Source organism: Streptacidiphilus sp. MAP12-20, assembly GCF_041262525.1.
GTDB lineage: Bacteria > Actinomycetota > Actinomycetes > Streptomycetales > Streptomycetaceae > Streptacidiphilus.
The window spans coordinates 301326-315741 of sequence record NZ_JBGCCK010000001.1; the positions used below are offsets into that span (position 1 = coordinate 301326).

17 protein-coding genes are annotated in these 14416 nt (G+C 70.1%); 8 read left to right on the top strand and 9 right to left on the bottom strand.

The genetic code is table 11. The features are described from left to right. Positions 1-183: 183 nt before the first annotated feature. Both ABIA32_RS01355 and ABIA32_RS01360 read left to right on the top strand, forming a co-directional pair. A complete protein-coding gene (locus ABIA32_RS01355; protein WP_370091786.1) occupies positions 184-732 on the top strand; it encodes a hypothetical protein in 549 nt (182 codons plus the stop codon). Beyond that, the gene (locus ABIA32_RS01360) at positions 701-1282 is read left to right on the top strand and encodes a DUF4240 domain-containing protein (RefSeq protein WP_370091787.1); all 582 of its coding nucleotides are present in this window, start codon (positions 701-703) and stop codon (positions 1280-1282) included. The genes ABIA32_RS01355 and ABIA32_RS01360 overlap by 32 nt, the downstream gene beginning before the upstream one ends. Here ABIA32_RS01360 and ABIA32_RS01365 read toward each other — a convergent pair. After that, positions 1264-1929, bottom strand: a complete 666-nt coding sequence (locus ABIA32_RS01365) for a pyridoxamine 5'-phosphate oxidase family protein (protein WP_370091788.1) — start codon at positions 1927-1929, stop codon at positions 1264-1266. The two genes, ABIA32_RS01360 and ABIA32_RS01365, sit on opposite strands and share 19 nt — an antisense overlap. A 98-nt stretch (positions 1930-2027) precedes the next feature. Further along, a complete protein-coding gene (locus ABIA32_RS01370; protein ID WP_370091789.1) occupies positions 2028-3536 on the bottom strand; it encodes a hypothetical protein in 1509 nt (502 codons plus the stop codon). A gap of 281 nt (positions 3537-3817) precedes the next feature. Here ABIA32_RS01370 and ABIA32_RS01375 point away from each other — a divergent pair, with 281 nt between their 5' ends. Genes ABIA32_RS01375 through mscL form a run of 3 tightly spaced genes read left to right on the top strand, consistent with a single transcriptional unit; the run spans position 3818 to position 6534 of the window. Beyond that, positions 3818-4399 carry a MarR family winged helix-turn-helix transcriptional regulator gene (locus tag ABIA32_RS01375; RefSeq protein WP_370091791.1) on the top strand — a complete coding sequence of 194 codons (582 nt, stop codon included), beginning with the start codon at positions 3818-3820 and terminating at the stop codon, positions 4397-4399. Further along, a complete protein-coding gene (locus tag ABIA32_RS01380) occupies positions 4396-6069 on the top strand; it encodes an MDR family MFS transporter (protein ID WP_370091792.1) in 1674 nt (557 codons plus the stop codon). Before ABIA32_RS01375 ends, ABIA32_RS01380 begins: the two co-directional genes overlap by 4 nt. A gap of 36 nt (positions 6070-6105) precedes the next feature. Further along, positions 6106-6534 carry a large conductance mechanosensitive channel protein MscL gene (gene mscL, locus ABIA32_RS01385; protein WP_370091793.1) on the top strand — a complete coding sequence of 143 codons (429 nt, stop codon included), beginning with the start codon at positions 6106-6108 and terminating at the stop codon, positions 6532-6534. Here mscL and ABIA32_RS01390 read toward each other — a convergent pair whose 3' ends face one another. Both ABIA32_RS01390 and ABIA32_RS01395 read right to left on the bottom strand, forming a co-directional pair. Continuing rightward, the gene (locus ABIA32_RS01390) at positions 6535-7164 is read right to left on the bottom strand and encodes a uridine kinase (RefSeq protein ID WP_370091794.1); all 630 of its coding nucleotides are present in this window, start codon (positions 7162-7164) and stop codon (positions 6535-6537) included. A 17-nt stretch (positions 7165-7181) separates the two neighbouring features. Next, positions 7182-8141 (bottom strand): aldo/keto reductase, encoded by a 960-nt coding sequence (locus tag ABIA32_RS01395; protein ID WP_370091796.1) that lies wholly within the window; start codon positions 8139-8141, stop codon positions 7182-7184. A 139-nt stretch (positions 8142-8280) separates the two neighbouring features. Here ABIA32_RS01395 and ABIA32_RS01400 point away from each other — a divergent pair, with 139 nt between their 5' ends. Further along, entirely contained in the window at positions 8281-8478 is a 198-nt protein-coding gene (locus ABIA32_RS01400) for a hypothetical protein (RefSeq protein WP_370091797.1), read from the top strand. 54 nt (positions 8479-8532) lie between these two features. On the opposite strand, the gene ABIA32_RS01405 is transcribed toward ABIA32_RS01400, so the two are convergent. Continuing rightward, the gene (locus tag ABIA32_RS01405; RefSeq protein ID WP_370091798.1) at positions 8533-9240 is read right to left on the bottom strand and encodes a hypothetical protein; all 708 of its coding nucleotides are present in this window, start codon (positions 9238-9240) and stop codon (positions 8533-8535) included. 163 nt (positions 9241-9403) lie between these two features. On the opposite strand from ABIA32_RS01405, the gene ABIA32_RS01410 reads away from it, so the two are divergent. Beyond that, the gene (locus ABIA32_RS01410) at positions 9404-10234 is read left to right on the top strand and encodes a tyrosine-protein phosphatase (protein ID WP_370091799.1); all 831 of its coding nucleotides are present in this window, start codon (positions 9404-9406) and stop codon (positions 10232-10234) included. A 115-nt stretch (positions 10235-10349) separates the two neighbouring features. On the opposite strand, the gene ABIA32_RS01415 is transcribed toward ABIA32_RS01410, so the two are convergent. The 4 genes from ABIA32_RS01415 to ABIA32_RS01430 form a co-directional block, all read right to left on the bottom strand. Continuing rightward, the gene (locus tag ABIA32_RS01415) at positions 10350-11213 is read right to left on the bottom strand and encodes an RNA polymerase sigma factor SigF (protein ID WP_370091800.1); all 864 of its coding nucleotides are present in this window, start codon (positions 11211-11213) and stop codon (positions 10350-10352) included. Between the two features lie 190 nt (positions 11214-11403). Continuing rightward, positions 11404-12339, bottom strand: coding sequence for an RNA polymerase sigma factor SigF (locus ABIA32_RS01420; RefSeq protein ID WP_370091979.1), 936 nt, complete (start codon positions 12337-12339; stop codon positions 11404-11406). A 210-nt stretch (positions 12340-12549) separates the two neighbouring features. Beyond that, the gene (locus tag ABIA32_RS01425) at positions 12550-12843 is read right to left on the bottom strand and encodes a Dabb family protein (RefSeq protein ID WP_370091801.1); all 294 of its coding nucleotides are present in this window, start codon (positions 12841-12843) and stop codon (positions 12550-12552) included. A 50-nt stretch (positions 12844-12893) separates the two neighbouring features. Next, positions 12894-13058: a hypothetical protein gene (locus tag ABIA32_RS01430; RefSeq protein ID WP_169791884.1), complete on the bottom strand. Its 165-nt coding sequence runs from the start codon at positions 13056-13058 to the stop codon at positions 12894-12896. Between the two features lie 446 nt (positions 13059-13504). Here ABIA32_RS01430 and ABIA32_RS01435 point away from each other — a divergent pair, with 446 nt between their 5' ends. Then, positions 13505-14344 carry a pentapeptide repeat-containing protein gene (locus tag ABIA32_RS01435; protein ID WP_370091802.1) on the top strand — a complete coding sequence of 280 codons (840 nt, stop codon included), beginning with the start codon at positions 13505-13507 and terminating at the stop codon, positions 14342-14344. Positions 14345-14416: the final 72 nt, after the last annotated feature.

Here is a 14416-nt window from a genome sequence, read left to right on the forward strand (position 1 = left end):
AAACCCGAGGGGAGGGAACTGTCCTGGTGGCAGCGGGGTCCTTGAGGTGGGAGAGGGTGACGGATCATCGTCCGGGCTCTCGGCGGGGCGGAGGTGTGCAGCCGAGGGGTCAGAGGGGGAGTCTGAGTCATGGGGTTCTGGGTGGGTCGCTCGAGGCGGGCGAAGGGGTGGATCGTCGCCGGGATGGTGGCGGTGGGCGTCGGGCCGTTCGGGGTGTGGGCGACGTCGGCCGTGTCGCAGGCCGTGCAGGACACCTTGTACGGGCCGGATGCGTCCGAGCCGTCGTGTTCGTGGGTGGCCGTCCGCTTCCAGGGGGTCGACGCGGACCAGGCCACGCTCATCCGCTGCTATCTACGGGCCGTCGCCGAGCGCAGCGCGGACGGGCTGCATGCGGTGGTGCGGTCGAGGGACAACGGCGGGCCGACCGGTTTCTCGGCCGCCGACTTCGCCCACGCCGCTACGGTCGCCGGTGGTACCACCACCGTCACCATCGACAATTCCGACAACGTGGTGGACAGCGCCGACGCCTCCGTGCAGGTCCGCTACGCGGACGGGACGCGGCAGGTGTTCGAGATTCACCTGGCCAACCCGATGTCGTTGCACTCCTGGAGGTTCTGGGACGTCGGAACCTATCCCTCGGACAGCGGCGGTCCTCCGCCGGCCCGGGCGCTGTCAGTGGTGGGTGACATGCTCGGGGACCATGGAGATCCAACGGTTCTGGCAGCTCATTGAGGACGCCCGCGGGCACCACCGTGGCGAGGGTGTCGACTGCGACGCCGTCGCCGTGACGGCCTCAGCGCTGCTGGCCGGGCGGCGGGACGCGGAGGAGATCGTCGCTGCGCAGCGCGCGCTGTGGGCGCTGATGGCGGAGTCGTACCGGAGTCCGCTGTGGGCGGCGGCGTATGTGATCAACGGTGGCTGTTCCGACGACGGGTTCGACTACTTCCGGGGCTGGCTGATCCTTCAGGGGCGGCAGACCTTCGAGCAGGTCCTTGCCGATCCCGACTCCCTCGCGGACCTGTCCGCCGTGCAGGCCGCCGCCGCGCGCGGGGAGGACATCGACGGCCAGGCGGCTCTCGCCATCGCCTGGGACGCGTACCGGGAGGCCACGGGTGAGGAGTTGCCCGCCGGGGCGTTCAGCGTGCGGTATCCGGAGCTCGACCAGGAGTGGAACTTCGACTTCGATGACATGACGGAGATGTGCCGACGGCTACCCCGACTCGCCTCTCTCTACGTGGGCCCGGTCGGTCAGTCCGCAGTCGGTCAGTCCGCCGTGCCGTAGAGGTCACCGCCGTAGCCCGGGCCGTAATAGGTCTCCAACGCGGCGAGGTCCTCGTCCTGGCGCTCCATGCTCTTGGCGATGCGGGCGCGGGAGGGGGCTGCGTCCGGGGCCCAGCCCTCCGGGTGCCAGAGGCCGGAGCGGAGGAAGGCCTTGGAGCAGTGGTAGAAGATCTCGTCGATCTCCACCAGCATGGCCAGACGCGGGCGGTGGCTCTTGACGACGAGCTGGTCGAAGAAAGGCGCGTCGCGCACGAGGCGGGCACGGCCGTTGATGCGCAGGGTGTCGCCCCGACCGGGGATCAGGTAGAGCAGCCCCACGTGGGGGTTGGTCAGCACGTTGCGGAAACCGTCCGCACGCCGGTTACCGCGCCGCTCGGGGACGACGATCGTCGTGTCGTCCAGGACGAGGGTGAAGCCGGCCGGGTCGCCCTTCGGGGAGGCGTCGCAGTTGCCGTCGGCGTCGGCGGTCGCGACGAGGCAGAACGGGGCGGCGGCGAGCCACGCGCGGTCGTTTTCGTGCAGGCGAGTGCGCACCTTGCCCGCGTCGCGGGCGGAGGGTTCGCCGAGGAGGGCGGCGAGTTCTGCCTCGGTGGTGATCTCGACGACGCCTGGTGGCAGGGGCAGCGGGGCGGAGTCCGTGGTCGTCATGCGATCAGATTAGTCAACGCCGGAGGCGGCCATGGGGCGCGCCCCCGGCCGGGAGGAACTCAGGCCGGGGGCGCGCTGATCAGAGGTGTGACGGAGCGTCAGTGCGACGCCGCCACGAGGTCGGGCAGCAGCAGCGCCGCGTTCGGCGTGCCGAGGCCGGTGACCGCGTCCCAGCCCGTCGTCGCCGAGTAGCCGGGGACGGTCGGGTTGGCGGTGTTGTTGCCGACGGTGATGTCGTTGAAGTCCGCCGCGTACTGCGTCGGGTTCGCCGCCACCTTGTAGAGCGCCGGGTTGATGAGGCCCAGCCCGCCGCCGTTGATCTGGTCCGCGATCGCCACCAGGCCGGCCCACTGCGGGCAGGAGAGCGAGGTGCCGCCGATGTCGTACCAGCCGGTGCTGCACGGGGTGCCCGCGCAGTTGAGCCCGCCGTTGCCGTCCGGCGGCAGGGAGGTGTAGACGAGCATGCCGGTACCGGAGCTGGCCTGCAGGCTGATGTCGGGCACACCGCGCATCGCGCCGACGGACGTGCTGCCGGCCGGCAGCGTGTCCTGGTAGGACGGGCGGCTGAAGATCGAGCTGAAGCCGCCGCCGCCGTTGGTCCAGCCGATCTCCGCCTGGCCCGGGTTGGCCTTGCACTTGGCCGGGTTGCTGGAGCTGTCGGTGGTCCGGCCGGAGGTGGCGTTGGCGTCCGTGCACAGGTACGTGCCGCCGACGCCGGTCACCAGCGGGTCCGAGGCCGGCCACTCCACGCCCGGGTCGGGCAGCACCGTGCCGCCGCTCTTGACCGGCGTCTTGGTCGATACCGCCGAGCCGCTGTCGCCGGAGGAGCCGAGCACGGTCACGCCGCTGGCCGCCGCGTCCTGGTACGCGTAGCGCAATCTCTGCAGGGCCTGCGGGCTGGCGAACGCGCCCTCGCCGGAGGCGAAGGACTGCGAGATCACGTTGGCCAGGTGGTGCTGGACCACGTAGTCCTCGGCGGCCATCATCTGCGGGAAGCCCTGGACGCCCAGGGTCTCCGCGGTCGGCGTCGTGACCAGGATGATGTTCGCGCCCGGGGCCATCGCGTGCGCGGTCTCGACGTCGAGCGAAACCTCCAGCGCCCAGGCGGACTTGTTCTCCTGGCCGGTGCCCTTGCTGGTGGGCGGCGGGGCCTTGGTGGCCGGCGCGCCCTGCAGCTGCAGCTCGCTGAAGCTCGGCATGCCGGGGGCGCAGGTGACCCCCTCCTCGCCGCACATCGCGGCCACGCCGAAGGCCTGATCGTAGACGTGGAGGTCGTGAGCCATGGTGTCGCTGCCGTAGGAGTCCACGATCGCGATCGTCATGCCCTTGCCGTTGTAGCCGGCGGCGTAGAGCGGGCCGACGTTGTAGGCGGCCTGCACCGAGAGCGGGTTGAAGCAGCGGCGGCCGGCCGAGCTGCACTGGGCCTGGGTCGGCGGTGTGGTGCCGGTGCTCAGCTGGGTGTACTCCGCGACGGTCGGCTTGAGCGACGGGTACGCGGCGGCGGCGGTGGTCGAGGCCGCGCTGAAGGCTGCGGTCGCGCTGATCGCGGCGCTCGGGACGGCCAGGGTGAGGCCGCCCACGACTGCAGCGAGCAGTCGACGTCGCATGGGTGGAACCATGGAGCCCTCCAGAGGGTGTGAGGGAATCAGGTTCGTGCGGGGCCACGCTAGAGCGGGTCGGCGCCCTTCCGACTGCAGATGGCAGGGCTGAAACAGGGCTGCCATATATGTCAGAGACGCTGACCCCCCGCTGCGGGGTGATTTCCTGACCAGCGCCCCCGTCTGTCCCGCCGGATCCGGATGGTTTCCGAACGGACTGATGTGGAGTACATTTACTTGCTAGGAACAAGCAACTATGTGAAGAGTGAGAAGGAGAGGGGGCGATCGGTATGGGTACAGCCGCACCGCACAGCGCGGAGAGCGCCACCGCCGACGAGGCCGCCGCGCTCATGGGTGAGCAACTCGGCCGGTTCTTCCGGCTGATCCAGGCGTGGAAGCACCGCTCCCGCGACGAGCAGGGCGGCGACCGCCTACTGCTCGCCACGTTGGTCCGGTGCGGGCCGAAGCGTGCGACCGACCTCGCCGCGGAGACCTACCTCGACCTTTCCACGGTGAGCCGACAGATCCGCTCCCTGGTCGATCGCGGCCTGGTCGAGCGGACTCCCGACCCGGACGACCGCCGTGGTGCACTGCTGACGGTCTCCCCCTCCGGGCTCGCCGCGTACGAGGCTTTCCGCGCCCAGCGCAACGACGAGCTGGCCGACATCCTGCGGGACTGGCCAGGGGAGGACCGGCACGACCTGGTCCGCCTCTTCACCCTCCTGAACGACGGCTTCGCCGAGCACTACACCCAGCAGCACCACGCCGGGCACACAGCCCAGGGCGCACACGCAGCACACGCAGCACACGCAGCACACGCAACGCAAGCAACGAACACCGCACACGCAGTTCAGCAGGGAGCGGCCCAATGAGCCACGGCAGCAGCACCGCAGCGTCGGACGCCGCCGCGCCGTCCATATCCGACGCGGCCAAGAACGGTCTGAGCCACCGCCAGATCCTCACCATCCTCTCCGGCCTGATGATGGGGATGTTCCTGGCCTCGCTGGACCAGACGATCGTCAGCACCGCCATCCGCACCATCGCCGACGACCTGCACGGCTTGAGCGAGCAGGCGTGGACCACGACCGCGTACCTGATCACCTCGACGATCGCCACGCCGCTCTACGGCAAGCTCTCCGACATCTACGGGCGCAAGCCCTTCTTCCTCGCGGCGATCAGCATCTTCGTCGTCGGCTCGGTCGCCTGCACCTTCTCGACCTCGATGATCGAACTGGCCGCGTTCCGCGCGTTCCAGGGCATCGGCGCCGGCGGTCTGATGTCGCTCGCGCTGGCGATCATCGGCGACATCGTGCCGCCGCGCGAACGGGCCCGCTACCAGGGCTACATCCTCTCCGTCTTCGCCACCTCCAGCGTGCTGGGCCCGCTGGTCGGCGGCTTCCTGGCAGGCCAGGGCACCATCCTCGGCATCTCCGGCTGGCGCTGGGTCTTCCTGGTCAACGTGCCGATCGGGCTGGTCGCACTCTTCGTCGTGGCCAAGGTGCTCAACGTTCCGCACGTGCGCCGCGCGCAGCGGATCGACTGGTGGGGCGCGGTGACCATCGCTGTCGGTGTCGTCCCGCTGCTGCTCGTCGCCGAGCAGGGCCAGAGCTGGGGCTGGACCTCGCCGCGCGCGCTGACCTGCTACCTGGTCGGCGTCTTCGGTGTCGTCGCCTGGATCCTCGTCGAACGCCGGATGGGCGACGCGGCCCTGATCCCGATGCGGCTCTTCTCCAACAAGGTGTTCAGCCAGACCAGCGTGCTCTCCGTGCTGATCGGCATGGCAATGTTCGGCGCGATGATGATGATCCCGCAGTACCTGCAGATCGTGAAGGGCGCGAGCCCGACCAAGTCCGGTCTGATGATGCTGCCGCTGATGCTCGGCATGATGATCACCTCGATCGTGGTGGGCCGGTTGATCGGGCGCACCGGGCGCTACAAGATCTTCCCGGTGGTCGGCACCGCCGTCATGATCACGGCGATGCTCCTCTTCCACTTCGAGGTGCAGTGGAACACTCCGCTCGCCGAGACCATGCTCTTCATGGCGCTCTTCGGCATCGGGCTCGGCTGCACGATGCAGACCTTGACGCTCGCGGTGCAGAACGCGGTCCCGCCGCAGGACATGGGTGTCGCCACCGCGTCGGCCACCTTCTTCCGGCAGCTCGGTGCGACGGCCGGCACGGCGATCTTCCTGTCGGTGCTCTTCAGCACGGTCAAGGGCAACATCGTCTCCGCCACCTACGCAGCCGCCGCGACGCCTGCCTACCAGCAGGCCTACGCCGCGCACCCGCACGCACTCGACGGCGCGAGCGGCTCCTCCGTGCTCAGCGACTCCTCCTTCATCCAGCGGCTGCCGGAGGTGCTGGCCGCCCCGTTCAAGATGGGATTCGCGGACTCGATGCACCTGGTCTTCCTGCTCGCGGCATGCGTCGCGACGGCGGCGTTCGTGCTCTCGCTGGTGATCAAGGAGGTGCCGCTGCGAAAGGTCTCCGGGATTCAGGCGCAGGCGGCGGCCGAGCGAGCGGAAGCGGACAAGTCGGCGTAACTCGGACCACTCGTACGAGTGATACGGTGACCCGCCATGAAGGGATTCCGGAAGTTTCTGCTCCGCGGCAATGTCGTTGAACTCGCCGTCGGTATCGTCATCGGCGCGGCGTTCACGGCGCTGGTCACCGGGTTCGTCGGGGCATTCCTCTCGCCGGTCATCGGTCTGATCAGCAAGCAGTCCGGTGACTTCAGCAAGGCCAGCTTCACGGTCGACAAGGTCACGTTCCCGTATGGGCAGTTCGTTGCCGCGGCGATCAGCTTCGTCCTGGTTGCTGCCGTCGTCTACTTCTGTGTCGTGCTGCCCGTCAACAGGTTGACGGCCAAGTTCTCCACGAAGACGGACGTCGAGGCGCCGAAGAAGGACTGCCCCGAGTGCCTCAGCTCCATCCCGGAGGCCGCCACCCGCTGCTCCTTCTGCACGGTGCAGCTCCCGGCGCACGCGGTGAGCTTCCCCAAGCAGTAATCACGTACCGCTGACCACCAGTGCGGGCCGACGAGGATCGTCGGCCCGCACTGTCATGTCCGCCGAGTCCTGCGGGCGCCTCTCCGCCTCGTAGCGGGCCAGGGCCGGCAGGGTCCAGCGCTGGTCGGGCGGGGTGCGACGTTCCAGCGCGGCGGGGGTGAGGTGCAGATGGACCGTCAGGTCCAGCGGGAACCAGCGGCCCAGCAGCAGTGGGCCGTCGAGGAGCAGCACGCCGCCCGGCGGCAGTGGGACGCGTTCGGCGCGCGTCGCGCGGTCCGTCGCCGGGTCCCAGAGCGTCGGCAGGACCAGGCCGGACGCTCCCGCTTCGAGCGGGTCGAAGACCTCGCGGAACAGCGCGCCCGCGTCCAGCCAGCGGTCCAGGTAGGCGTCAGCGTCCTCGCGGCCGAACTCGAAGCGCAGCGAGGCCGGACGCAGGAAGTCCCGCGCGTGCACCCGCTGCACCGGCCGCCCGCGCAGCCGCAGCGGTGCGACCAGCGCGTCCGCCAGCTCGCCGGGACGCGCGGCGTCCGCGCCGTCGACGGCGACCCGGACCCAGGGGCCGTCCATGGCCGCGATCCGCTCCGCGAGCTCCTCGGCGAGCAGCTCCGGAGCCAGCGGGCGGATCTGCATCAGCTGTCCTGCCTCTCTCAGACCGAGGCCGAGGCCGCGGTCAGGGCGTCCAGCTCGGCCGCGGCCAGTGTCAGTCCGGGGAAGGCGACCAGGTCGGGCAGCTGCTCGACGGTGCGCGCGGAGGCGATCGGCGCGGCGACCGTCGGCTGCGCGGCCAGCCAGGCCAGCGCGACCGTGGCGTGCGCGACGCCGCGCTCGGCCGCGACCGTGTCCAGCGCGGCCAGTACCCGCTGCCCGCGCTCGCTCGCCAGCAGCTTCTCCGCGCCCCCGGCGCGGGGGCTGTCCACGGCCGGGCCGCCCGCGCGGTACTTGCCGGTGAGGAAGCCGGCAGCGAGCGCGTAGTAGGGAACGGCGGAGAGCCCGAACTCCGTCGCGATCGCTGCGAGCTCGCCCTCGTAGGTCTCCCGCGAGACCAGGTTGTAGTGGGGCTGGAGCGCGACGTAGCGGGCCAGGCCCTCGGCCTCGGCGAATTCCAGCGAGGCCCGCAGCCGCGCCGGGGAGATGTTGGACGCGGCGATCTGTCGGACCTTGCCCGCGCGGACCAGGGCGTCCAGCGCGGTCATGATCTCCTCGACGGGCGTGCTCTCGTCGTCGAAGTGGGTGTAGAGCAGGTCGATCCTGTCGGTGCCGAGGCGCAGCAGGGACTCCTCGGCGGCGGCGGTGAGGGTCTCGGCCTTGAGGCCCTTGAACTTCGGATGCGCGCCGACCTTGGTCGCCACCACGATGTCGTCACGGTTGCCGCGGGCGGCGAGCCAGCTGCCGATGATCCTCTCGGACTCGCCGCCCTCGTTGCCGGGCGCCCAGGCCGAGTAGACGTCGGCGGTGTCGAGGAAGTTGCCGCCCGCCGCGGCGTAGGCGTCCAGGACGGCGAAGGACGCGTCTTGGTCGGCGGTCCAGCCGAAGACGTTGCCGCCCAGGGCGAGCGGGAAGACGGCGAGGTCGGAGGCGCCGAGAAGAGTGCGAGGAGAGTCGGTCATGACTGGGGCAACGGCGTGGGAGGCGGCCCGTGTTCCCGTCCGTCGCTCCCGTTCTTCACAGAAAGGTCGGGTTTCTAGTACAGAGCTGCGACATTGTGGGGGTCCAGGTTCCGCTCCGGATTGACTAGAGTCAGGGCACATGTCGAACTACCAGAACTTCCCGCCCGCGAACGAGGACACCTCCGCGAGCACGCAGATGTTCCGCGCCTTCGTCGACGAGCCCGTCGCGCAGCCGGCCACCGCGCCGAGCGAGACCCGTCGCACCGGCCTGCTCGCCCTCGTGGGGATCATCACGCTGGTCGTGGTCGTGGGCGTCGTTTACCTCGCGATGAAGTAAGACCGACCGGTCTGCAGCTCACTCCTCCGGACCCGGACCCTGTGACGGCGTTCCTCAGCTGAGGGACGCCGTGCGCGTCTCCATGTGCATGCCGATCGGCACGCGCCAGGAGTCGAGGCAGACCGTCCAGCTCTCGTCGACGCTGCGGTGCCCGGCGACGGGTGCGGCCAAGGCCTGGCTGGTCTGATACGTCCACCAGTCGATGCCGAGCGCGCCGATCACGTGGGTGGCGAAGGTGACCGTGCCGCTGGTCGCGGTGCGATCGCCGCTGTTGGCGAGCCCGAGGGTGACCCGCTGGCACCAGCGCTGGCCGGTGTCGGCGGTGTTCAGTGCGGTGACGGCGAGGCTGGCCGGGGACTGCGGCGCGCTGGTGGTCGGGCCGCCCCCGCCAGGGCTCGGCGTGCCAGTGCCGCTGCCGGTGCCGCCCGTCGATCGTCCGCCGGAGGGGGTCGAGCGGGAGCCCCCGGTGACCCCGGTGCCGCCGCTGCCGCTGCCGCCGGTCGAGGAGGCGGGCGGGCCCGGCGTCGAGCCGGTGCCTGAGTTCGGCGTGGAGCCAGGTGTTCTGGCGTTCGTGGAGCCGGGAGTCGGCGAGTCCAGCGGGACGAAGACCACTCCGCTGTTGGAGGGCGTCGTCGCGATCGGGGCGGGCGGCCCGCCGCCGATGGCGACCGAGCCGCCCCGATCCGGCCCGCAGGCCGCCAGCGTGACCAGCGTCACGCCCAGCAGGCCGCCCAAGAGCGGACGTATCGCGGAACGCGCCATCGCCGGTCACCCTCCCCAGGAGTCTCCTTCGGTGGCGCCAGTTTACTGATGGGTCATCAGATGAAAAGGGCACTCTTCGGTTGCACTCCGCACCCGCCTAGACTGGCGAACGTCCGCCCGAAACGCCCGGCCACCGGCCGGGGGTGTCCCCCGAGGAGCCCACGTGACCGACCAGGACCGCGCCGCCGACCTCGCCCCCGGCCGCAGCCTTGGGCTGCAGGGTGCGGTGAACGCCCGTGACCTGGGCGGATACCGAACCGTCGAGGGCCGCACCGTCCGCTTCGGCGTCGCTCTGCGCGGTGACGCCCTGCACCGGGCGACGGACGAGGACATAGCCGCGCTGGAGGCGCTTGGTGTCCGCTGGGTGATCGATCTGCGCGGCCTGAACGAGGTCACCGAGAACGGCGCGGACCGCGTGCCCGCAGGCGCGGCGCTGGAGGCCCAGCCCGTCTACGCCACCGACCACGACATCTATGTGGCCCTCCGGGACACCCTGGCCGCCCAGGACGCGGACGCGCAGCGGGCCCTGCTCGGGGACGGCGGCGCGGAGCGGCTGATGACCGAGATGTACGGGTGGTTCGTGACGGACGCCGAGATCCGCGGGCGCTTCGCGGAGACGGTCCGGGCGCTGTGCCGGCCGGAGCGGGTGCCGCTCTTCTTCCACTGCACCGCGGGCAAGGACCGCACGGGCTGGACGGCGGCGATCGTGCTGACGGCGCTGGGCGTGGACCGCGAGACGGTTTACGAGGACTACCTGCTCACCAACGACCGCACGGGCGAGCTGATCGAGCGGATCATGGAGTCGATGGGCACGCGGGGCATCATGCGCGAGCCCGAACTGATGCGCCCGATCATGCACGCGGACCGCGCGTACCTCGACGCGGCGTTCGACGCGGTCGCGGCGGGCTGGCCGAGCTTCGACGCGTTCCTCTCCGAGGGCTTGGGTCTTACCGACGAAGACCTCGAGGGCCTCCGCAAGAACCTGCTGGCCTAAAGGGGCGCGAGGAACTGCGCGAGAAACCACCGTGTGCGGATGGCCCTGCGCGTCGAGGACCATCCGCACACGGGTGGCTTGTCGCGCAGTTCCTCGCGCCCCTGAGGTGTTGCAACTATCCCTCGGAGATCAGGCCCTCCCTCAACGTGGCCAGCGTTCGGGTGAGCAGGCGCGAGACGTGCATCTGCGAGATGCCGATCTCGTCCCCGATCTGCGACTGCGTCATGTTCCCGAAGAACCGCAGCATGATGATCCGTCGCTCCCGCGCGGGAAGCCGCGCCAGCAGGGGCTTCAGCGACTCGCGGTACTCGACGCCCTCCATCGCCGCGTCCTCGTAGCCCAGGCGCTCCGCCAGGGGGCCGTCGCCGTCCTCCTCCGTCGGCGTGCTGTCCAGCGAGGACGCCGTGTAGGCGTTGCCGACGGCCAGGCCCTCGACGACCTCCTCCTCGGTCACGCCGAGGCAGTGGGCCAGCTCCGCCACCGTCGGTGAACGGTCCAGCCGCTGGCTCAGCTCGTCGCCGGCCTTGGTCAGGGCCAGCCGCAGCTCCTGCAGACGCCGCGGCACCCGGACCGACCAGCTCGTGTCACGGAAGAAGCGCTTGATCTCGCCGATGATCGTCGGCATCGCGAAGGTCGGGAACTCGACGCCGCGGTCGTTGTCGAACCGGTCGATGGCCTTGATCAGCCCGATCGTGCCGACCTGGACGATGTCCTCCATCGGCTCGTTGCGGCTGCGGAAGCGCGCAGCCGCGTAGCGGACCAGTGGCAGGTTCAGCTCGATCAACGTGTTCCGCACGTAGGCGTAGTCGGGATGCCCCGAAGAGAGCTCCGCGAAGCGGAGGAAGAGTGCGCGGGAGAGGGTGCGGGTGTCGAGCCCGTCCTCCCCAGCCGCGGCCGCCCGTGGGGCGGGGAGGACCCGCTGCGCGGCGCCGGTGAACAGAGCGTCGGACACGCTACTACCCCCTTCAAGCTCAGCCATCGATGAGTCGACATGGCGACGACTCCGTACCTCCACTGGGATACCGGCACAGCATCCTCTGCAAACCCCGACACGGCCAGATGTCACGCGGTGGCAACACGGCGGCACGAGCAAAGCTCGAGTTCAATTAATAAGACAATTAGGGCATTTGACGGATAGCCGACTACGCACCGCGACCACGCGCGGGGCGTCAGCTCTCCCAGTTGTTGCCGCTGCGCAGGCGCGCGAAGATCCGTGCGAGCAGCCGCGAGACATGCATCTGGGACATGCCGAGCTCGGTCGAGATCTGCGACTGCGTCAGGTTGCCGAAGAAGCGCAACATCACGATCTGTCGCTCCCGGTCGGGGAGCTGCACCAGCAGATGGCGCACCATGTCGCGATGCTCCACATGGGTGAGGGCGGAGTCCTCGTAGCCGAGGCGGTCGAGCAGGGCGAGGCCGCCGTCGTGCTCCTGCTGGGCCTCCAGCGAGGTCGCGTTGTAGGCGCGGCCGGCGTCCAGGCAGGCGCGGACGTCCTCCTCGGGGATCCGCAGCGAGGCCGCGATCTCGGGGACCTTGGGCTGGCGGCCGTGAGTGACCGTCAACTCCTCCATCGCGCCGCTGACCTGCACCCACAGCTCCTGGAGCCGACGCGGTACGTGCATGGTGCGGACGTTGTCGCGGAAGTAGCGCTTGATCTCGCCGAGGATGGTCGGCAGCGCGTAGGTGGGGAACTGGACGCCACGGGTCAGATCGAAGCGGTCGATCGCGTTGATCAGCCCGATGGTGCCGACCTGGACCACGTCCTCCATCGGCTCGCTGCGGCCACGGAAGCGGGCGGCCGCGTAGCGGACCAGCGGCAGGTTGACCTCGATCAGCGCGGCCCGGACCCGCTCGTGCTCGGGTGAACCGGCCGGTAGTTCGGCCAGTCGCTCGAAGAGCACCCTGGTGAGCGCACGGACGTCCACCCGCGACTGCTCGATCGCCTCGGGCAGCGGCGTCGGATACGACGCGGCTTGTGCCGTGACCGGCGCGGGCTGCGGCGCGGGCTGCGGTGCGGCCGACGGCGTGGACTGCGGCGGGGGCGCCGGTGTGGGCAGGGTCGCGGGCTCCCCTGGCGTTCCGGGCGTATCGCCCTGTGCCTGCATCGCCACGCCGCCCCTCGTGCTCCTGGGAGCCCGATCGTCGCCAGTCCCATATCTGGCAAAACTGGTCATAGCATCACAAGCCGGTCATAGGGCGAGCAAGCACCAGGGTTACGCGTGTTGGTGGAATCCGAGATTCCGCTAGTGAAACTGGAGGGGGCGGAGAGTGGCCCGCTTGGGCCACTCGGCTCTGTCGGCAGGCAAGCCTGTTGCTCAGACCTCGAAATCGGCGATGACCCAGGTCGCGAACTCGCGCCAGAGCGCGGCGGCGGCCTGGTGGTCGGGGTGGGTCAGGTAGGCCTGGAGGGCGTCGCGGTCCTCGACGAGGCTGTTGATGCCGAAGTCGTAGGCGATGTCGCGGTCGGTGAAGTTCCAGCCGATCTGCCATTCGCGCAGCTCAGACACGGTCTGGCCGACCTTCTCGAAGGCGGCCACCGCGGCGGGCACGCGCGGGTCGTCCTGGCTGACACCGGCGTTGAGCTTGAAGAGGACGAGATGGCGGATCATCGGGGCACTCCTTGAGGGATTGAGTGCCCCGAGGGTACTTCACCTGCGGATTACTTGATCAGGTTGCTCATGAACGTGCCGAAGGCCTTGGCAGCGTGCGAGATCCCGGTGAATCCGACCTGGACGAGGTCCGCCGCGCGCACGGGCGAGGTGATGATCGTGTAGAGCACGAAGATCACGACAGCCCAGGTGGCGATCTTCCTTGCCTGCCCCATCTCGCCGTGCCTCCCCGTGCCTGGTCCACACCTGATGGTCATTCACTCCTACGGGCGAAGCCTAGCGCTGCCCACCCGCTGCTCCCGCCCTGCTGACCTAATCAATCCGTCAACCCGAAAGGACCAAGGTCCTGACACAAGGGGTCCAACGCTGCATGCGCGGGGCCGCGCGGCAAGGGAGAGTGGAACTTGTACCGAGCAGGTCTGGCAGGAACCGCCCGGTGCTTGGATCCGGAGCCCCCGCTGTGGGATCGACCGACACGTCCTCCCCCGACGTGTCGCCGATTGTGGGGCTCCGCCGGGGGAGCGGCGTCATCCCCCCGTCGCCGCTCCCCCCTCCTCGCGAGGTCCTGCTCCCGGACATGGGTGGTCTGAGCCCGGGAGCAGGACTCTTCGCGGCACTCCTCGCGTTCTGGTGTAGGCAACCGATCGGGGAGAATGGCCGCATGCCGGAACCACTGCCCTCCCCCGCCGACCTGTCGCTCGTCTCCGACTGCGACAACTGCTTCGGGCTGTGCTGCGTCGCGCTCCCCTTCGCCGCCTCCGCCGACTTCGCCGTGGACAAGCGCGCCGGGACGCCCTGCGTCAACCTCGACGCGGACTTCCGCTGCGGCATCCACGCGCGACTGCGCGACTCCGGCTACCAGGGCTGCACGGTCTTCGACTGCTTCGGGGCCGGGCAGAAGATCTCCCAGGTCACCTTCGGCGGTGTGGACTGGCGGCGCGAGCCCGGCTCGGCGCCGGCGATGTTCGAGGCCTTCCCGGTGATGCGGCAGCTGCACGAGCTGCTCTGGTACATCCGCGAGGCGATGGCCCTGTCGGCCGCGGCGCCGCTCCACGACCGGCTGCGGCGCGCGCTCGGCGACATCGACGCGATGACCTCCGGCGACGCCGCCGCGCTTGCCGCGCTCGATGTGGCGGCTGTCAGGGCGGGCGTGAACGAGCTGCTGCTGGAGGCGAGCGAGCTGGCCCGCGCCGACGCGCCCGGCCGTCGCCACAACTACCGCGGCGCGGACCTGATCGGCGCCAAGCTCCGCAACGCGCAGCTGCGCGGGGCCAACCTGCGCGGCGCCTACCTCATCGCCGCGGACCTGCACGGCGCGGACCTGCGTGGTGCTGACGTGATCGGCGCCGACATGCGCAACGCCGACCTGCGCGGCGCGGACCTCACCGGCGCGCTCTTCCTCACCCAGGCCCAGCTCAACGCGGCCCGGGGCGACGCCGCCACCCGCATCCCTGCCGCGCTCGCACGGCCGGGACACTGGGCCGCAGGCGCCGCGCGCTGAGAATCGGCTCTCCCGACTCCCGCTGTCGAAATCCGCTCGGCCCGTTCGTGTAGAAGGCGAGACCGTCCGGCC